We start from the raw sequence: 20,823 nt of genomic DNA on the forward strand, positions 1-20,823 counted from the left end.
ACGTCCGCGACCAGTGGGTGGCGTTCTTCGGCAGCTGTTCCAGCGTGGTGACCACCACCGCTTCCACCTGGTCGACGCTGATGGTCGGCGGCCGGCCCGGCCGGGGCTCGTCGGCCAGCCCGTCCAGCCGCTCGGCCAGGAAGCGCCGCCGCCACTTGCGGACGGTGTCCGCGCTCACCCGCAGATCCCGGGCGACCGCGACAATCGGCGGCACCTCCGGCCCCGCACACGCCAGCACAATCCGCGCCCGCAGGGCCAGTGCCTGGGCCGATGTCGCCCGACGCGTCCACCGCTCCAACACCGCCCGCTCGTCATCAGACAGCAGCAACGGTTCCAGCTTCGGGCCCCGACGAGGAACTGACGCACCAGCAGCAGAAGTCACACCACTACTAACGATCAACTACTGGCGCAGGACACTAGGCCTTCGCAGTCAGAAACCAGTCAAGCGCCGCGGTGAGTTCGGCCGGCTTCTCCACGGGCAGCTCATGGCCCGCGTCGATGATGCGCACGACGGCGTTCGGGTAGGCCTTCGCCATCCGGAGCATCTGCCGCACGGGCAGCTGGATGTCGTGGTAGCCGTGCACCATCAGGGTGGGCGTGGCGATCTCACCGGCCCGGTCGAGGAGGTCGAAGGCCCGCATGGCGCCGTACAGGGTCATGACCACCTCGCGCGGGGTGTCGGAGGAGGAGCGGATGTACTCCCGGACCTCCTCGCGCGGGTACCCCGGGGCGAAGGCCCGCTGGATGTTGGTCGCGACGAACATCTTGTACGGAACCAGGGTGGAGGCGGCCATGAGCAGCCCCCGGCCGCGGTTGTAGGTCATCCGTCCGATCGAGTTGACCAGCACCATCCGCTCCACCCGGTCCGCGTGGGAGAGGGCGATGGTCTGGGAGATCATCCCGCCCATCGAGTGGCCGACCAGTACGAACCGCTCCACCTCCAGGTGGTCGAGGAGGGCGAGGACGTCCTTCGCCAGCTCCGCGATCGTGCGCACCCCGGCCCCCGTGCTCTCTCCGTGCCCGCGCAGGTCCAGCCGGATCACGCGCCGGCCGGCGGAGAAGTGGGCCAGCTGGTGGTCCCAGCGGTGCCGGTTCGCGGTCCAGCCGTGCACGAACACCACGGGCACGTCCGCGCCGTCACGGGGGCCCTCGTCGTCGTACGTGAGTACGGCTCCGTCGACGTCGAGCTGCGGCATGGGGGCCTCCTGGGTGCGCTGCGGTTACTGTCCGGTACGGTAACCGGCCGCGCGCCCCGCCGTCACCGGCGTTCCCCGAGGAATTCGAGGATGTGACCGAAGACGTCGAGGGCGGCGCCCCGGCCCAGGAACGTGTCCAGGTGACCGTAGCCCGGGATCTCGGTGTAGGTGACGTCCAGCTGCGGCTGGCGGCGGGCCAGCACCTCGTGGCAGAGCCGTTGCGAGTCCAGCCACAGCCCGTTCTCGCTGCCCGAGAGCAGCAGGACGGGGGTGTCGATGCGGGCGGCCGCGTCGAGGGCGTTCTGCGGCAGCGCCCGGTAGCGGTGGTCGGTGTCGTGCCAGCGGACCACGCTGCGGGCCAGCTCGATCCGGCGCAGGTGCGGCAGGATCCACAGCGGGGCGGGGCCGAGCAGCTCGGCGAGCCGATCGTGGGTGGCTTCGGCCAGGTTCTCGTGGACGAAGAGCGAGGCACCCGTGCCCCAGGCCGAGTGGTGCAGGATCTGGCAGGTCGGATCGGGGCAGCTCGCCTTGCGGGCGGCCAGGGCGAACAGCGGGGTGTACTTCGACCACAGACCCACCTTGCGGAAGTCGACCGGGATGTGGTCGATCCGGGTCTTCAGCAACTCCCCCGCCACGGACATCCGCAGCGACGTCCGCCCCGCCAGCCTGGGCGTCAGGAAGACTCCCTGGGAGACCACGCCGGCCAGCCCCGGCACCAGTCCGGCCGTCATGCTCAGCGACAGGGTGAGCGAGCCGATGCAGTGCGCGACCACGGACAGCGGGCGCTCGCCGATGCGCCCCCGGATGTGGGCGACGGCCTCGGGGATGTCGTACAGCGCCACGTCGTCGTAGGTGTAGCGCCGGCCGGTCTCGTTGTACGGCAGCCGGCAGCTGCCCCGCCAGTCCAGCAGCCAGGGCTCGTAGCCGTCGTCGAGGAGCGCGTCCACGAGGTTGCGGGTCTCGGGCAGCAGGAACATGTCGGCGGAGGCGGTGTGCCCGTGCAGGAGCAGCACGGCGGGCCGGCCGGTGTCCCCGGTGTCGACGCGGGTCAGGCCGAGGCGGACGCCGTCGCTCGTGCGGAACGGGATCTCCTCGACGCGGGCCGGGTCCAGGCGGTGGCGCAGGGGGCGGAGGGCCGCGGTGGTGCGGACCCGGCGGAGCGCCGGCCGGGCCGTCCGGGAGGGGGTGGTCCTGAAGATCATCGGTGGTGCTCCGTGAGGGTCGGGGTGCGGCGCAGGTCGAGAAGATCCGCCGCGGCCCGGGCGAACGGGGCGAGCAGGCCGCGGCCCATCTCCAGGCCGAACCAGGCGAGCCAGGTCAGCTTGGCGGCCCGCTTCTCCTGACCGGTCAGGCGCGGGTCCACCTTGATGCCGTCGATCTGGTCGCGGACGTAGGAGTCGGCGGGTACGACGACCTCGCCCAGCAGACTCGCGGCCTCGCCCTCGCGGCCGATCTCCACGGTGAGCGCGCGGGTCTGCCGCCACAGGTCCCGGCGGGCCCGCGCGTACTTACGGCCCTCCAGCCACCACTGACCGCCGTCCGCGTCGCGCAACCTCAGCCGGTAGCGCAGGAGTTGGTGGCGCAGGCCGTGCTGGAGCGGGATGCCCTCCTCGGGGCGGACCCAGACGTCGCCGCGCTCCACGGTGAGCGGTTCGGGGTGCACCGCCGGGCAGGTCACCTCGCCCGTGACGTCCACCCGGCGCTCCTTGACCAGCTGGTACATGCTGGCGATGGACAGGGTGAGCGCCATCGAGCATGGAGTCTCGGCGGCGGCCCCGACCGGGCCTACGGTGCCCTCGGTCGTCTCGGCGAACCAGAGGTAGGGCTGGTCGTCCTTGTGCGGAAGCCGGGCGAGACCGTCGTCGGCGAGCTTCTCGAAGGTCTTCAGCTGGGCCTGGGCGTCGTACCGGGCGGCGGGCATGAGGCCGAGGGCGGCGACCAGGGCGTCGGTGCGGTCCGCTTCGGCGGCGGGGCCCTGCAGGGTGGCCTCGCACAGCTTCAGCGCGGTCGGGCTCTGCAACACCCGGGTGAGGAAGCCGAGTTCGGGCACGGGCTCGGCCTGCAGGCGGGCGAGCGTGTCGGTGCGCCACTCGTCCCAGTCCTGGACGCGGACGTGCATGCCGCCCAGAGCCATGTCCTGTACGACGTCGTCCAGGGTGTTGGGCACGCCCGTGAGGTTGTAGTCGAAGCCCCACGCGTCGGGCTCGCAGATCGCGGCGACCGCGACCCGGCTGACCCAGTCGACGGGGGCCGCGTTGAGGTAGCGGAACGCCGGTACGGTGCGGAAGCGGCCGAAGGCGGAGATCAGGCCGCTGCTGAGGTCCAGCGGGTTGTACGCGCCGGTCTTCGTGTGGCCGCCGATGCCGCCCGGGCGGAGCGCGGTGACCACGAGTCCGTGGTCGCGGGCACGGCGCAGCGCGACCTCGGCGGCCCACTTGGACTGGTCGTAGCCGGAGATGAGCCGGTCGACGTGGGCGAGCGGGTCGTCCTCGCCCATGGACGTGATGCCGACCTCGTTGAACACGGCGATGGACGAGATGTGGTGCAGCGGCTTGGGCCGGCCGGTCGCGGCCAGCTCGGCGAGGGTGAGCGCACCGAGGACGTTGCTGCTTCTCAACGACTGGTAGCCGCGCAGGAAGTCCACGGCGGCCGCCACACCGACGATGCTGTCGAGTTCGTGCGCGAGGGTGTGCCACTGCTCGTCGGTGAGCCCGAGCCGCGGGCTGCGGATGTCGCCGGGCAGCACGGTGATGCGCCGGCGTATCTCCGAGGACCACGGCAGCTTGTAGCTGCGCAGCTGAGCGCCGAGCCGTTCCGTCGCGGCCGCCTCGTCGGCCGCGCGGACCAGGCAGTACACATGTGCGTCGCTGTGTCGCAGCAGGTCGAGCAGCATGTGGCTGCCGAGGAACCCGGTCGCACCGGTCAGCAGGATCCGCCGCGGCGGCAGCGGCTCGGGCACCTCGGCGAACGGCAGCCGGTCGGCGAGGGCGAGGTCGGCCAGGATCTGGTCGAGGTCTTCCTGCCGGGCTCGGGAGTGGGAGGCGTCGGGTCGGTACGGGGTGGTGGATACGGCGGGTGGGGTGCGGGGGGACGGGATGGGGAGGGTGTGGGGGGCGGGTGCCGGGGAGGCGAGGGGGGTGGGGGTGGTCGAGGGGCCCCGGAAGACGCCGGGCGCGGCAAAAGCGGCCGGCGCGGCCGAAGGTGCGGTGGGTGCGGAGATACCCGGTCCCGTAGCAAACGGTGCCGGCGCGGCCGAGGAGGCCGAGGCCCGAGAGACACCCGGTGCGGAGTTGCCCGGTCCCGTGGCGGGAGGTGCCGGCGCGGCCGAGGGCGTCGGTGTCGTCCTCGCTTCGACCAGCAGCAGCCACCTTCGGGCCAGACTCGCCGGGCGGGCGTCCGCGAAGACCTCGTCGAGGTCGATCTCGATGCCCAGCTCGGCCTCCAGCTCGGCGGCCAGCTCGACCGCGTCGACGGACGTGCCGCCCGCGTCGAAGAAGTCGGCGTCGGGCGCCAGCCGACCGGAGGGCAGGTGGCGGCCGGCCGCGGCGGTGATGACGGCCGTCAGGCCCGCCAGGTCGGGTGCCGAGGCCGGGGCGGGCTCGGGCTCGGTGCCCGCCGCCCGGACCTTGGCCAGCAGGTCGGCCACGCCGAGTCCGCCGCCGCCCCGCTCGATCGACTCGGCGATCGCCCGCCGGCCGGCGTAGGCCGACTCCTCGTTCATGTCACGCATGAGAGCCCTTCGCATTGTGCTCGGTCTTGTTCCTCACGGCTGCTCCCAGGAGCGGAAGGCCCGCAGGTGTTCGGGGGTGGTCACGACGTCCAGCCGTTCGTCGTCCGGGTCGACGCCACCGAGCGCGGCGAGCAGTCGGCGGGCGGGGGCGTTGCGCGGGGTGCGCTCCGCGGTGAGCCGGACCTTGGTGCAGCCCAGCTCTTCGGCCCGGTCGGCGATCCGGCCGAGCAGCCGTTCCTCGACGCCCCGGCCGAGGGCGCGGCAGCTCATCAGCCAGGCGAGCACGTCGAGTTGGTCCCCGTCGGCGTGGACCGCGAGCAGCGCGATCTGGCCGTAGTCGCCGAACCGGTCCCGGGCCGCCGCCGTCCACACCTCGCCCCGTTCACGCCACCGGGCGAGGTCGCCGCCGTCGGCGGAGCGGGCGCGCAGGGTGAACTGGTTGGTGCGGCGGACGAGTTGCTCACCCCGTTCGACGTCCGCGTCGGCCAGCTCGCGGATGTCGACCTCGAGGTTCAGCCGGGCGAGGAACTCCTCGAACCCGGCGCCCTCGCGGACGGCGTCCCGCTCGCGCTCCTGTGCGTAGAACCGGGCCCGCAGGGCGTCCTCGGCGGTGGCCGCGATCGGGACCAGCGGCCACAACCGGCGCAGGAACGTGTCGAGTCCGGCGGCGGGCGGGCACGTCAGGGACAGCACCTGCGGGTGCACCGCGCGCATCTTCGCGATCTCGGCCGGGTTGTCGTCCAGGAACAGGAAGCTGTCCAGGCCGAGGTTGAGGGTGCGGGCGGCCTCGGCGAGGCGGTCGGGCTTGGGGTTCCAGGCGGCGGAGACCACGCTGAAGTGCTCGGCCTTCAGCAGGCTGTCGGGCCGGTCCAGGACGGCCCGGACCGTCGCCTCGTCGTTGTTGCTGACCAGCGCCAGCAGCGCGCCCGCCTCCCGCCATCGCAGCAGCCTGCGGGCCAGCTGGGCGCGCGGACCGGTGAGGTCCACCGCCTCGGGGCCGGCCTCGCCCGCCACTCCGCCCCACAGGGTCTCGTCGCCGTCGACGGCGATCACCTTGGGCGCGGGGCGCCGTACGGCCCGTACCGCCTCGGCCAGGCGCAGCGCCACGGCTGCCTGGAAGGCCGGGGTGAAGGGCAGGTGGGCGAGGCGCTCGGTGCGCTGGTCGAAGCGGTTCTCGACGGTGTGGTGCCGGGTCCACTCGTCGGGGCCGAGCACCGCGATGCCGGGCAGTTCGGCCAGGTCGGCGGCGATCCCGTGCTCCCAGTCGAGGAGGCGGTCATCGGCCCGGGCGGTCGGCAGGACGCCGACGACGAGCGGCCTGCGGGTGCGTTCGGCGAGGGACTTCAGCGCGGCCGGGTAGGCGCCGCGCAGTTCGGCGAGGACCGTGTCGTCCACCGGTCCGAACCGCTCCAGGTCGGCGGCCCGCAGCAGGACGACGCCCACCGTGGTGGCCGGGTCGGCGAGGACTCCGGACGGGTCCTGGAGGGCGGCGAGCACCTGATGGTACGGCGCCTCGGCGACCGCCGCCCGCTCGTCCTCGAGCGCCGCCTCGCACATCAGGGGCAGGTTGCCGAGGGCGAAGGTGGCGGCGAGGGCCAGACGCGGTCCCTCGACCGGTGTCTGCTGAACGGCCGTCGCACTCTCGCGTACGACCACGGTCGCGTCCTCGGCGGTCTCCGCGAGCAACTCCAGGAACTCCTCACCGAGTTCGGTCGCGGTGTCCGCGTCCAGGATGTCGAGGTTGTGGTCGAGGCGGACGGTGCCCGAGTCCGGGGTCATGGTGATCATCAGGTCGAGGTCGGTGTGGCCGACGCCGGCGGGCAGCACTTCGAGGCTGGTCAACCGGCCCGCGAAGCGGACGTAGTTGAAGTACACCTCGACGAGCGGTGCGTTGGCGCGGTGCAGGCCCTGCCGGGCGAGCGTGGCGAGGACGTCGGAGAACATGGCGCCCTTCGCCAGGATCCGCTGCAGGCGCTGGTCGGTGCGGACCAGTACGTCCGCGACCCGCTCCCCGGCCGCCGCCTGGGCGGGGAAGGGCACGGGGACGCCGAAGAAGCCCACCGCGCCGTACGCGTCGGCGTGGATACGGGTGTCCACGGGCACGGCGAGCGCGAACCGCTCCCGTTCCCGCTTCCTGGCCAGCAGCACGGTGAGGGTGCCGAGGCAGAACGCGGCGGGCGTGACGGCCAGAGCGCTCGCGGCGGCCGAGATCCGCTCCACGAGACCGTCCGGCACGGTCACGGTGACGCTGCCGGACCGGTAGGAGCGGGTCTCGGGGCGCGGCCGGGCCAGGGTCAGGTCGAGCCGTTCGCTGCCGTGGAAGGCCGCGCGCCAGTCGTCGCCGGGGCCGTCGCCACCGCCTTGCTGGGCCTCGATCAGCAGATCGATGTCCCGGTTGGTGACGGTGCCGTCCAGCGCGGTGCCGGACAGTTCGGCGTCGATCTCCGCGGCCACGAGGAGCAGGGACTGCAGGTCGCTGACCGCGTGATGGGCGCCGAAGACGAGGATCTGGCCCTGCGGGCCGCCGTCGGCGAGTTCGAACCGCCACAGTGGCGGTACGGCCAGGTCGAACGGCGGCTCCAGGAGCAGCCGCAGCCGCTCGGCTGCGTCGACCTGCGTGGCCTCGGTCCATCGCAGCAGCGGCGTGGGCGGCTGACGGTCCACCCGCAGTTGCCGGCCGCTCTCGTCTCCGGTCACGACGGCGGTGCGCAGGGCGGCGTGGCGGGCGGCGAGCCGGTCCAGGATGCCGGTGAGGGCTTCCTGGGTGGTCGGCGCCTTGAGCCGGACGGCCAGGCCGACGCCGTGGGCCGCGTGGGGCATGTCCGGCTGTGCGCTGCGCAGGAGTCGTACGACATCCCGGGTCGCGGGCCGCAGTTCGGTCTCGGGCACGTCCTGAGCGGGCGAGCTCTCGGTGGAGGCGGCCCGCTCGGCAGGGGCGGCGCGCTCGGGCAGGGCCTCGCCGAGGGTGCGGGCGAGGCCGCGGACGTCGGCGGCGGAGAACACGTCGGCGGCCGGGAGTTCGACGCCCAGCTCGCGGGCGAACGCGTTGCGCAGCCGGACCAGCATCAGCGAATCCAGGCCCAGCTCCTTCAGGGCCGTGGTGGCGAACACATCCACGGCACCGCCGGAGACCTCGCCGACCCGGGCCCGTACGTAGGTTTCGAGCCACTCGGTGCGCTCCTGCCCGGGGGCGGCCGCGAACACCTTGTCGACCAGGTCGTCGGTGTCCGCGCCACCGGTCGGGACGGTCACCAGGTCGGCGAGGAGCGGGCGGCTGCGTGCCGCGTCCGGGTCGAGGGCCAGCAGCTCCCAGTCGAGGGCGATCGGGGCGAGCTGGCGGCGGGCGGTGGTCAGCACCCGCTCGAACAGTTCGCCGCCGTCCTGCGGGGAGAAGGCGACCAGGCCGGAGCGGCTGGTCTCGGCGGCCCGGGTGCCGGACTCCGCGACCATGCCGACGCCCGCCCAGGCACCCCAGTCCAGGCTCAGCGCCCGTCGGCCGGCCCGGGAGAGGTGGTGCGCCCAGGCGTCGAGGAAGGCGTTCGCCGCCGAGTAGGGGCTCTGCCCGGCCGAGCCCAGCAGACCGGCCGCCGAGGCGAACAGAACCAGGTTCCCGGCCTCCGGGACCAGTTCGGTGAGCAGGGCGGTGCCGAGCACCTTGGGCGCGAGGACGCGCCGGACGCGGTCCTCGGTGAGGTTCGCCAGGGTGGCGTCGTCCAGGACACCGGCGGCGTGGACCACGGTGGAGACCGTGCCCGCCTCGCGGCGCAGGGTGTCCAGGGCGGCGGTGAGTCCGGCGCGGTCGGCGACGTCGGCGCGGGCGAGGTGCACGGTGACGCCCCGCTGTTCGAGGCCCTGTATCCAGGCGGTGGCGGCCGTGTCGGGCGTGCCGCGGCTCAGCAGGGCGAGCCGCCGGGCGCCCCGGCGCACCAGCCGTTCGGCGACGACACGGCCGAGGCCGCCCAGGCCACCGGTGATCAGGTGCACGCCATCCGGCAGTTCGGGGTGGCCGCCTTCGTCGGGGCGGGTACGGGCCAGGCGCGGGACGAGCCGGCCGGTGCCGCGGAGCGCGACGAGGCGCTCGTCGTCGGCGTGCCACAGCTGGGTCCACAGCTCCTCGGCGCCGCCGTCGGCGGGCAGGTCGACCAGCGTGGTGGCGAGTTCGGGGTGCTCCTGGGCCACGGCGAGTCCGAAGCCCCAGGCGAGGGCCTGCTGCGGCTGGGACACCTCGGTGCTGTCACCGGCGGCCTGGCTGCCGCGTACGACGACGAACAGGCGTGGTGTCCGGCCCTTGGGCCGCTCGCGCTCGGTGAGGGCCCGCACCAGGTGCAGGGTGGTCAGGCAGCAGAGCCGGGAGGTTTCCTCGATGTCGCGGTCGTCGGAGACCGGTGGGGCGTCGAGCGCGGACAGCTGGACCACCCGCTCGGGCGGCGCGTCCGCGAAGGCCTCGTCCAGGAGCCGGGCCCACTGGGCCGGGTCGGCCGGGTCGAGGACGTAGCGGCCGGGGCCGTCGACGCCGTACGCGGTGCCCCGGCGGGCGACGACGTGCGGCGCCAAGTCAGCCAGCCGGGCCGCGAGTTCGTCGGTGACTCCGGTCTCGTCGGCGACGATGAGCCAGCTGCCCTCGGCGGGCGGCTCCTGTGCCGCGGGGCGGGGCTGCCAGCGGGTCTCGAAGAGGGCGCCGTCCAGCGGGGAGAGCGCGGCGAGCCGGAACTCGTCGGCCGCGAGGACGAGGTGGCCGTCCTCGTCCCACAGGCGCAGGTCGAGGAGGGCGGTGTCGCCGTCCATCGCGCGCAGGTCGCAGCTCACCCAGGCGGGTGCGGTGCGCAGGCCGGTGAACCGTATGTGTCCGGCGCCGGCGGGCACGAACGCCCGGCCCTGCGGGGCGGCCGCGGGCAGTGCGGCCGTGTGGAAGGAGGCGTCGAGCGTGGCGGGGTGCAGGAGGTGACCGGCGGCGGGTCGTGCGGCCAGGCGGGCCACGGCTGTCGTGGCGTCGTCCCGGTGGCCCTCGGCCAGGCCCCGGAAGGCGGGGCCGTAGTCGATGCCCAGGGCGGCGAGACCGGCGTAGACGGCGGGCAGGTCGACGCGCTCGGTGCAGCGTTCGCGCAGCGCGGCGAGTTCCGTGCCCGCGTCCGCCGCCTGCTCCGCCGTGCGGGCGATCGGCTCCGGAGTGGGGGCGATGCGCCCGGTCACGTGCCGCTCCCACCGGGGCTGTCGCGCACCGGCGGGGGCGGAGGCGACGGAGAACTCCCGGTATCCGTCCTCCGCGGGCCGCAGCACCAGTTGCAGCCGTACGGGCCGGTCGGCGTCCAATCGGAGCGGCTGGACGAACCGGACGTCGGCCAGGCGCACCTCGTCGCCGTCGGCGAGCGTGGTCGCGGCCTCCAGCGCCATGTCCAGGAAGGCGGCGCCCGGCAGCCACACCTCGCCCGTGACCTGGTGGTCGGTCAGGTAGGCGAAGCGGCTGTCGTTCAGGTCGATCTCGCTCTGGAAGAGGTCCCGGCCGGGTTCGTCGCTGGCCTGGACGTGGGTGCCGAGCAGCGGTGAGCCGCCGGTGGAGGTGGCCTGGGCGGGGGCGAGCCAGTGGCGTTCGCGGGCGAAGGCGTAGGTGGGCAGGTCGGCGCGGCGGCCGTGCGGGAAGAGCGCCGTCCAGTCGGGCACGTGTCCGGCCTCGTACAACTCCCCGAGCCTGCCCAGCAGTACGTCCTGCCCGTCCCGGCCGCGGCGCAGCGAGCCGATGCCCACCGCGTCGATCCCGGCCTCGGCGGCGACCGCCTCGATCGCCGCGGTGAGCGAGGGGTGCGGGCTCAGTTCCACGAAGTAGCGGTAGCCGTCGTCGAGCATCCGGCGGACGGTGTCGGCGAAGCGGACCGGGTGGCGCAGGTTGTCGAACCAGTAGGCGGCGTCCAGGCCGTCCCCGGTGACGGGTTCGGCGAGCACCGACGAGTAGAGCGGGGTCGGTGTGCGAGTCCCCCGGATGCCGGAGAAGCGGTCGAGGAGTTCCGCGCGCAGCGGCTCCATGAGCGGGGTGTGCGAGGCGAACGGCGTCGACAGGACGCGCGTGGAGACGCCCCGCTCCTCCAGTTGGCGACGCAGCGCGGTGAGCGCGTCCGCCTCGCCGGAGACGGCGGTGGCACCGGGGCCGTTGACGGCTCCGACGAACAGCCGGCCGGCGTAGGACTCCAGCAGCTCCTCGACATCGGCGAGCGGCAGCTCCACGGCGAGCATGCCGCCCTGCCCGACGAGCGGGACGACCGCGGCGGCCCGCCCGGTGACGGCGGTGACGGCCTCGTCCAGGGTGAGGGCGCCCGCGCTGTAGGCGGCGGCGATCTCGCCCAGGCTGTGGCCGACCACCGCGTCCGGGGTGACGCCGAGTTCCCGCCAGGCGGCGGCCAGCGCGGCGTTGACGGCGAACAGGACCGGCTGGAGGTACTCGGTGCGGTCGAGCGGGGAGAACTCCTCCGGTGCGCGCAGCACGTTGAGCACCGACCAGCCGGCCTGCCGCTCGACGGCGGCGTCGATGCGGGTCAGCTCCGTGCGGAAGGCCTCGGACTGGGACAGCAGCTCCAGGCCCATGCCGGTCCATTGGCCGCCGTGTCCGGCGAAGACGAAGGCGACCTTGCCGGTCTGGTCCTCGCGCGGCGCGGGCACGGGCTTGCGTCCGCCGCCCAACGCCTTGAGGGAGGAGAGCAGTTCGTCGCGGTCGCCCGCGACGACCGCGGCGCGCCAGTCGAAGTGGCTGCGGTACCGGGCCAGGGTGTGGGCCACGTCCGGAAGGGCGGTGTCGGGGGTGACGTACCGGGCGAGCCGGGCCGCCTGCCCGCGCAGCCCGGCCTCACTGCGCCCGGAGAGCAGGAACAGCCGCTTCCCGTCCGGGAGTTCCGGTTCCTCCTGCGGCCTGGCGGGTGCTTCCTCCACGATGACGTGGGCGTTGGTGCCGCTGATGCCGAAGGCGCTGACCCCGGCCCGTCGCACCCGCTCCTCCGTCGCCGGCCAGGCGACCGGTTCCTGGAGCAGCCGGAGCCCGCTGCCGTCCCACTCGACGTGCCGGCTCGGTGTGTCGGCGTGCAGGGTGCGGGGCAGGGTCTGGTGGCGCAGCGACTGCACGACCTTGATCAGCCCGACGACGCCCGAAGCGGCCTGCGCGTGGCCGATGTTGGACTTCAGCGAGCCCAGGTACAGCGGGCGGTCCTGGGGGCGGGAGCCGGCGAAGACCTCGGCCAGGGCGTTGGCCTCGATCGGGTCGCCGAGGGTGGTTCCGGTTCCGTGGGCCTCGATGTGGTCGAGGTCGGCGGGTGCCAGCCCGGACAGCTCCAGCGCGCGGCGGAGCACCTGTTCCTGGGCCGGGCCGTTGGGCGCGGACAGACCCTGGCTGCGGCCGTCCTGGTTGACGGCCGTGCCGCGCAGCACGGCGAGCACCTCGTCGCCGTCCCGCTCGGCGTCGCTCAGCCGCTTGAGGACCAGCATGCCCGCGCCCTCGGCCCAGATCGCGCCGTCGGCGTCGTCGGAGAAGGACCGGCAACGGCCGGTCGGTGACAGTCCGCGCAGGCGGCTGAACTCCACGAAGGTCTGCGGGGTCACCATGAGCGTCACGCCGCCGGCCAGGGCCAGGTCGCACTCCCCGGCGCGCAGGGCCTGGGCGGCCAGATGCGTCGCGACCAGGGAGGACGAGCAGGCCGTGTCCACGGTCAGGGCCGGGCCGTGCAGGCCGAGCGCGTAGGACAGCCGGCCGGAGGCTACGCTGAGCGCCGAGCCGGTGCCGACGTAGCCGTCGAGCTGGTCGAGGCGGGAGCCCGCCAGGTAGTCGCTGCCGAACATGCCGACGTACACGCCGGTGGTGCTGCCCGCGAGCCGGGCGGGCACGATGCCGGCGCGCTCCAGCGCCTCCCAGGCCGTCTCGAGCAGCAGCCGCTGCTGGGGGTCCATGGCGGCGGCCTCCTTCGGGGTGATGCCGAAGAAGCCCGCGTCGAAGGACTCGATGTCGTCCAGGAAGCCGCCCTCGCGGGCGTAGGACTTGCCGAGGGCGTCCGGGTCGGGGTCGTAGAGCGCCTCCACGTCCCAGCGTCCGGCCGGGAACGGGCCGACCGCGTCCCGGCCTTCGGCGACCAGCCGCCACAGGCCGTCCGGGTCGCTCACCGAGCCGGGCAGCCGGCAGGCCATCGCCACGATGGCGATCGGTTCGTCGCCGGCGGGCGCCGTCGTCCGAGCCGGCTGGACCTGGGGCTTGCCCGACGTCCGCCCCAGCACGGTGGCCAGCAGGTACTCGGCGAGCCGGTCGGCGGTGGGGTGGTCGAAGAGGAGGGTGGCGGGCAGACGGGTGCCGAGCCGGGCCCCGATGCGGTTGCGCAGTTCGACGGCGGTGACGGAGTCCATGCCGAGGTCGCGCAGCGGCTGGTCGGGGCGTACGGACTCGGCGGACCGCAGGCCGAGGGCGCGGGAGGCCTCGTCACGGACCAGGGCCAGGACGCGCTCGGCCCGCTCGGGCTCGGGCAGCCGGGCCAGGCGGTCGGCGAGGGCGTCTCCCCCGGTGCCGCGCGGCGCGGGCAGCAGCGAGCGCCACAGGGCGGTGCCGCCCGTGCCCGACCGGCGCAGACGGGGCAGGTCGAGGGCCCAGGCCACCAGGTGCGGGGCGGTGCGCCGCAGGGCCAATGCGACGAGGTCGCGGCCCTGCTCCGGGGTGAGCGCCCGGTGGCCGAGCCGGGCCATGCGGTCCAGGTCGGCGTGGGCCGCTGCGAGGCCCTCACCGGCCCAGGCGCCGAAGGAGATCGAGCTGCCGGGCAGCCCCAGGGCCCGCCGGTGGTGGGCGAGTTGGTCGAGGAAGGCGTTGGCGGCCGCGTAGTTGCCCTGGCCCGCGTTGCCCACGACACCGGCGGCCGAGGACACCAGCAGGAACAGGTCCAGCGGGGTGTCTGCGGTGAGCCGGTGCAGGTGGAGGGCTCCGTCGACCTTGGGTCGCAGTACCCGCGCCAGCCGCTCGGGCGTGAGCTCTGCGACGACCCCGTCGTCGAGGATCCCGGCGCAGTGCACGACACCGCGCAGGGGCAACTCCTCGCAGGCTCGGGCGAGTACATCGGCGACTGCGGCCGGGTCGGTGACCTCGCAGGCGACGACCTCGGCCTCGGCACCGAGCGCGGCCAGTTCGGCGACCGTCTCGGCCGCGCGGGGATCCTCGGCACCCCTGCGTGCGGTCAACAGGAGCCGGGGAACACCTCGTTGGGCGAAGAGCCGGGCGATGTGGCGGCCGACGGCACCCAGGCCGCCGGTGATCAGGACGGTCCCGTCCGTGGGGAGGTGACCGGCCCGGCCCTGCTCCTGCCGGTCGGGGCGTGCGCGCACCAGCCGCGGGACGAACAACGCCCCTTCCCGAAGGGCGAGTTCGGGCTCCTCGGCAAGGCCTGCTGCCGCCCTGAGCGCGGACGCGGGGTCGCCGCCGTCGAGGTCCAGCAACGTCAGCCCGAGGTCCGGGTGCTCCGCGCGGGCACTGCGGGCCAGTCCCCACAGCACCGACTGGGCGTGTCCGGCGACCGGGTCGCCGTCGGCGGCGGCGATCGCGCCGCGGGTCACCCACACGGTCCGGGCGGGCGTCCGGTCCTCGGGGAGCGCGATGAGCCGCTGCAGCTCGGCGAGCGCGGTGGCCGCCAACTCGTGGGCTCCGGACATCGCTTCGTCGGGGTGCGGCCAGAATCGTACGGCGACGTCGGCGCCCGCCTCGCGCAGCGCGAGGCCCTGCAGAGCGGCCTCGGCCTGGGGGTCGGCCGGGTCGCCGGCGACGGTCCAGGTGAGGTCCGGCGTCGCGGCGGGCGGCTCCTCGGTGACGGCCGTCCAGGCCACCTCGTACAGGTGCCGGGCGTTCTCCGAAGCTGCGTCGAGGTCGGCCGGGTCGGCGGCGCGCAGGCGTACGGCCTCCAGGCGTCCGGCAGGCAGGCCGTCGGCGTCCCACAGCGTGACGTCCAGGGTGAGGTCCGAGTCGGCGTCGCCGGTGCGCCGCACCCGTGCGGTCAGGTCGCCCGCGCCGCCGTGGGGCAGGACGCAGCGGCCCACGGCGACGGGGAGCAGGGCACGTCCGTCGACCGCTCCGAAGGCGGCGGTGACGTGCAGAGCGGCGTCCAGCAGGGCCGGGTGCACCGGGTACGGGTCGGCCGCCTCGCGGGCGGTGGCGGGCAGGGAGAGCCGGGCGAGGAGTTCTCCGTCGCCGGTCGTGACCGCCGACCGTACGCCCTGGAAGGCGGGCCCGTAGCCGAGGCCGAGGCCGGCCAGGCGGTCGTACGTCTGCGCGGTCCAGGCCTCTTCGGCGGTGCCGGGCCACTGCGGCGGGCGGCCCGCGGTGAGCGGGGTGGACTCGGCCGCGGAGGCGGTGGCGTGCAGGGTCCAGCCGGGGGCGTCCTGGCCGCGCGGGCGGCTGTGCACGGTGATCTCGGGCACGGGACCGGCGGTGACGACCTCGACGGAGACCTCGACCGTGCCGGTGCCGGGCAGGACGAGGGGGCTGAGCAGGAGCAGGTCGGTGACGTCGGCCGCGTCGTCCGGGCGGGCCACGGCGAGCGCGGCACGGCACAGCTCCATCAGGGTGGTGCCGGAGACCACGGTGCGGCCGAACACGGTGTGGTCGGGCAGCCAGTCGGCGGTGGCCGGCGACCACTCGTTGCGGAAGGTCCAGCGGGTCTCGTCGGCGGACTGGAGCTGGATGCCGAGGAGCGGGTGCGCGGCCTGGTCGAACAGGGCGGGGCCGCCGGCGGCGGTCTCCGGCTCGATCCAGTGGCGCTGTGCGTCCCAGGCGTAGGTGGGCAGGTCGGCGGCGTCGCCGTCGGGGACCAGGCGGCGCCAGTCGATCCGCCGTCCGTGGACGTGGAGTTCGGCGGCGGCCCGGTCCAGACAGGCGGGGCCGTCCTCGTCGCGGCCCAGCGAGCCGACGGCGGACAGGTCGTGGCCGGTGTCCTCGCCGAGGGTGCGCAGCGCGGTGAGCAGGGCCGGGTGGGGGCTCAGTTCCACGAAATGGCGGTAGCCGTCGGCGAGCATGCGCTCGACGGTGGGCGCGAAGCGGACGGTCTCGCGGAGGTTGGTGTACCAGTAGCCGGCCTCCAGTTCCTCGGTGACCGGTTCGGCGGTGACCGTGGAGTACCAGGCGATGTCCGTCGGGTACGTGGTCACGCCGTCGAGTTCGTCGAGGATCCGCTCGCGGACCGGTTCGACCCGGTCGCTGTGGGAGGCGTAGTCGACGTCGAGACGGCGGACGAACACCTGGCGCGCTTCGAGGCGGGCGAGCAGCGCTTCGACCGCGTCGACGGCGCCCGCGACCACGGTCGCCCGGCCACTGTTGACCGCGGCGACCGAGACGGCTCCGTCGAGTTCGGCCCGGACCTCGTCGTGGGGCAGCGCGATCACGGCCATGGTGCCGCTGCCGGACAGGTCGGTCAGGGCCTGGCTGCGCAGGGCGACGACGGCGGCCGCGTCGTTGAGGCTGAGTGCGCCGGCGACGCAGGCCGCGGCGACCTCGCCCTGGCTGTGCCCGATGACGGCGTCCGGGCGGATGCCGCGGGCGCGCCACACGGCGGCGAGCGACACCATCACGGCGAACAGGGCGGGCTGGACGACGTCCACGCGGTCCAGGGACGGGGCGCCGGCGTCGCCGCGCAGCACAGCGGCCACGGACCACTCGGTGAACGGGCGCAGCGCGGCGTCGCAGCGGTCGAGTTCGTCGGCGAACACGGGGTCCCGGTCCAGCAGGTCGCGGGCCATGCCGGCCCACTGGCTGCCCTGGCCGGGGAAGACGAAGGCCAGCTTGCCGACGGGAGCGGTCCGCTGCGGGCCGGTGGTGTGGTCGGGGTCGGGGTGTCCGTCGGCGAGGGCGCGCAGGGCGTCGACGAGCCGGGTGCGGTCAAAGGCCCGGACGACGGCCCGGTGCTCGAAGTGGGTGCGGTGGTGGGCGAGGGTCGCGGCGACCGCGGGGAGCGCCTGCTCCGGGCGTGTGTCCAGGGCGTCGAGCAGCCGGGCGGCCTGGCTGTGCAGGGCGGGGAGGCTGCGGGCGGAGAGCGGGAAGAGGGTGGGGGCGGCCTGCTGCGCGGGGGTGTCGGCGGTGTCGGGTTCCGGTGCTTCCTGTGCGGGGGCATCGGCGGTGTCGGGTTCCGGTGCCTCCTCCAGGACCACGTGGGCGTTGGTGCCGCTGATGCCGAAGGCGCTGACCCCGGCCCGGCGCACCCGGTCCACGGTGCGCGGCCAGTCCTGTCCGGCGCTCTGCACGTGCAGTCCGCTGCCGGTCCAGTCGATCCGGTCGGTGAGGCGCTCGGCGTGCAGGGAGGCCGGCAGGTGTTCGCGGCCGAGCGCGAGGACGGTCTTGATGACGCCGCCGATGCCCGCGGCCGCCTGGGTGTGGCCGATGGCGGACTTCAGGGAGCCGATGCCGAGGGGGCGGTCGGCCGGGCGGTCGGAGCCGAACACGTTGGCCAGGGCACGGAGTTCGATGGGATCGCCGAGCCGGGTGCCGGTGCCGTGGGCCTCGACGTGGTCGAGGTCGTGCGGGGTGAGCCCGGCCGCCTCCAGGGCGGCGCGCACCACCCGCTCCTGCGCCGGGCCGTTGGGGGCGCTGAGGCCCTGGCTGCGGCCGTCCTGGTTGATCGCCGAGCCCTTGACGACGGCCAGGATCCGGTCGCCGTCCCGGCGCGCGTCCGCGAGCCGCTTGAGCACGACGAGACCGCAGCCCTCGGCCCATACGACGCCGTCCGCGTCGGCGGAGAACGGGCTGCACCGCCCGGACGGGGACAGCCCGCGCAGCCGGCTGAACTCGACGTGGCCGCGCGGGGTGACCAGCAGGGTGGCTCCGCCGGCCAGGGCGAGATCGCACTCGCCGCTCGCCAGCGCGCGCGCCGCCAGGTGCAGGGAGACCAGTGAGGACGAGCAGGCGGTGTCGACGGTCACCGCCGGTCCCTGCAGGCCGAGGGTGTAGGCGATGCGTCCGGAGGCCACGCTGGCCGCCGAGCCGGTGCCGACGTGTCCGTCGAGCTGGGTGAGCGGGGCGGCGGCGAGGTAGCCGCTGTCGTACAGGCCGAGATAGACGCCGGTGGAGCTGCCGTTCAGGGACTCCGGGAGGATTCCGGCGCGTTCGATCGCCTCCCAGGTGGTCTGGAGGAGCAGCCGCTGCTGGGGGTCCATGGCGGCGGCCTCGCGCGGGGAGATGCCGAAGAAGGCCGCGTCGAAGCGGTCGATGCCGCCGTCGAGGAAACCGCCGCGCAGGGTGTAGGCCTTGCCGGCGGCCTCGGGGTCGGGGTCGTACAGGCCGTTGGTGTCCCAACGGCCCGCCGGTACCTCGGTGATGGCGTCCTCGCCCGTGGTGAGCAGCCGCCACAGGGCCTCGGGGTCCTCGGCGCCGCCGGGGAAGCGGCACGCCATGGAGATGATCGCCACGTCGTCGCCCGGGCCGGTCCGCTCCACGACCGTGCCCGGCAACGGCGTTTCCGCCCGCTGCGGTTCGAAGACGGCCTGCGCGACGGCGGCGATCGTGGGGTGGTTGAAGACGAGGGACGGTTCCAGGGGGCGGCCGGTCAGCGCGGCGAGTTCGGCGGCCAGGGTGACCAACTGGCGTGAGCCGAAGCCGAATTCGGCGAGCGGCCGGTGCGGGTCGACGTCGGCCGGTTGGATCCCGGCCGTCTCGGCGACGGCCGATGCCAGCCAGGCCCGGACGCCCTCGGAGGTCGTCAGGGACGGCTCGGGGGTGTGTTTCGGGGACTCGTTCGCAGGCATCTGGGCAGGTGTCCTCGTGAACTCGGGGTCATGCTGGATTCCGTACCGGGCGACGGGTGTGCGGTACGGCGAAACGGGCGGCGTACGGCCGCGAGGGCCTCCCGCGCCGACGGGGGCGCGGGAGGCGGCGGTGTCACTCCGCGGCGGGCGCGGTCACCACGGAGAGGGTGCCGTCGAGGTACGCCGTCCGCGTGGCGCGGCGCTGGATCTTCCCGCTGGAGGTCTTGGGGATGGTGCCGGGCTGGACCAGGACGATGTCGCGCAGGGACAGGCCGTGGGCCTCGCCGACCGAGCTGCGGATCAGGTCGGTGATCTTCTCGGACTCGCCGGCGTCGTCCGGCGCGATCTCGGCGACGAGGACGGGCTGTTCCCCTTCGGCGGCGGCGTCCACGGAGAACGCGGCGGTGCAGCCGGGGCGCAGGGCCGGGTGCGACAGTTCGGCGGTCAGTTCCAGGTCCTGCGGGTAGTGGTTGCGGCCGTCGATGACGATGAGGTCCTTCAGCCGGCCGGTGACGAAGAGTTCACCGTCCCGCTGGAGGCCGAGGTCGCCGGTGCGCAGGAACCGGCCCTCGTGGCCCGGGAGTTGGGCGCGGAACGTCTCGCGGGTGGCGAGGGCGTTGCGCCAGTAGCCCTTGGCGACACTCGCTCCGCCCACCCAGATCTCGCCGATCTCGCCCGCGGGCAGTTCCTCCTGCCGCTCGGGGTGGACGATCGCCACGCTCACGCCGGGGCCGGGCCGGCCGCAGCCGACGGCGGCCGCGTCGGCCTCGCCGGCGTTCGGGGCGCCGTCCGCGGCGGCGAGCAGCGTCGGCGGGGTGTCCACGGTGCCGCCGGTGACCATCAAGGTGGCCTCGGCCAGGCCGTAGCAGGGGTAGAGGGCCTCGCGGCGGAATCCGGCGGGGCCGAAGGTGTCGGCGAAGCGGCGCAGGGTGGCGGCGCGCACCGGCTCGGCCCCGTTGAAGGCGACCTTCCACGAGCTGAGGTCGAGGCCGTCGAGCAGGTCCGGGTTGGCGTGCTTGAGGCTCAGCTCGTAGCCGAAGTTGGGCCCGCCGCTGGTGTGCGGGCGGTAGCGGCTGACGGCGGTGAGCCAGCGGGACGGCTGCTGGAGGAAGTGCAGGGGCGAGAACAGGGTGGCGGTGGCGCCGAGGTACACCGTGTTCAGGACGGGACCGATGAGCCCCATGTCGTGGTAGACCGGCAGCCAGCTGACGAACAGTTCGTGGTCGTGTGCGGCGAGCACCTCGGGCGTGTGGCCCATGCGCTCGGTGATGACCCGCTCGTTGTCCAGCAGGTTGCCGTGGGTGACGACGACGCCGCGCGGGGCCGAGGTGGAACCCGACGTGTACTGGAGGAACGCCACGGAATCCGCGGTGAGTTCGGGTTCGTGCCAGGCGGCGGCCGCGTCGTCGGGTATGTCCTCGGTGGCCACCCGGGCTATCGCGTCGAGCTCGGGCAGGTGTGCGGCCATGCCGTCGAGTGCGGTGATCACGTCCCGGCCGCCCAGGATGACCTTGGCGTCCGCGTCGGCCATCAGGCGCTTCATCCGGGTCAGCGCACGGTGGTTCTGGGAGCGGCCCTGCGGGGGCACGCCCGGTACGGCGACCACACCGGCCGACAGGCAGCCCAGGTAGGCACAGATGAACTCCAGGCCGGGCGGATACAGCAGCATGGCGCGCGAACCGGCCAGACCGCGCTCCTGCAGCCGGGCGGCGATGGCCCGGGAGCGGGTGGCCAGCCGGCCGTAGCTGAGTTCCTGGATCTCTCCGTCGCAGTCACCGGTGACGAGGTGGCGGTAGGCGGTGCGCTCCGGATGGTTCGAGGCGTGCGCGGTCACTAGATCGACCAGGGAACGTGCCATGGGACGAGTCTCACCTGTCTGAAATAGGTGGCGTAGAAACAGAAGTTCGGGCGTCGCGCCATGCGGACGCACGGGGCCGGGTTCGATCCGGCCTCGTTGCCGGATCGTCGGACGCGACCCCCCGCACAGGGCGCCATGGGTCAGATGGCGCCGCGTGATCCCCCCGCAGCAGAGTGCTACCGGCGAGTAGCACCCTAGCAGTCCGAATGACCGACATGTCGAACGCATGTAAACGCTTCGTGTCCAAGCGAGTTGACCGAACTGACGGTCCGTGACGAATGCGTGAACAGGCGGCGGGAACACGGCCC

Annotated in this window: 6 protein-coding genes; all 6 read right to left on the reverse strand. The window is 74.2% G+C overall.

The window, feature by feature from the left end:
- Positions 1–328 (reverse strand): helix-turn-helix domain-containing protein (locus tag ACIRVH_RS16040; protein WP_403953070.1); only part of this gene is annotated, 328 nt, incomplete at its 3' end.
- 88 nt (positions 329–416) lie between these two features.
- Positions 417–1,196 (reverse strand): alpha/beta fold hydrolase, encoded by a 780-nt coding sequence (locus ACIRVH_RS16045; protein ID WP_403953073.1) that lies wholly within the window; start codon positions 1,194–1,196, stop codon positions 417–419.
- Positions 1,197–1,258: 62 nt separating this feature from the next.
- On the reverse strand, positions 1,259–2,398 hold the full coding sequence (locus ACIRVH_RS16050; RefSeq protein ID WP_403953076.1) for an alpha/beta hydrolase: 1,140 nt from the start codon (positions 2,396–2,398) through the stop codon (positions 1,259–1,261).
- On the reverse strand, positions 2,395–4,917 hold the full coding sequence (locus ACIRVH_RS16055) for a thioester reductase domain-containing protein (RefSeq protein ID WP_403953078.1): 2,523 nt from the start codon (positions 4,915–4,917) through the stop codon (positions 2,395–2,397). Before ACIRVH_RS16055 ends, ACIRVH_RS16050 begins: the two co-directional genes overlap by 4 nt.
- Positions 4,918–4,959: 42 nt before the next feature.
- Positions 4,960–18,657: an SDR family NAD(P)-dependent oxidoreductase gene (locus ACIRVH_RS16060; RefSeq protein WP_403953080.1), complete on the reverse strand. Its 13,698-nt coding sequence runs from the start codon at positions 18,655–18,657 to the stop codon at positions 4,960–4,962.
- A gap of 133 nt (positions 18,658–18,790) precedes the next feature.
- Positions 18,791–20,515, reverse strand: a complete 1,725-nt coding sequence (locus tag ACIRVH_RS16065) for a fatty acyl-AMP ligase (RefSeq protein ID WP_403953081.1) — start codon at positions 20,513–20,515, stop codon at positions 18,791–18,793.
- Positions 20,516–20,823: the final 308 nt, after the last annotated feature.

This window comes from Streptomyces sp. NPDC101165 (assembly GCF_044768135.1).
Lineage (GTDB): Bacteria > Actinomycetota > Actinomycetes > Streptomycetales > Streptomycetaceae > Streptomyces.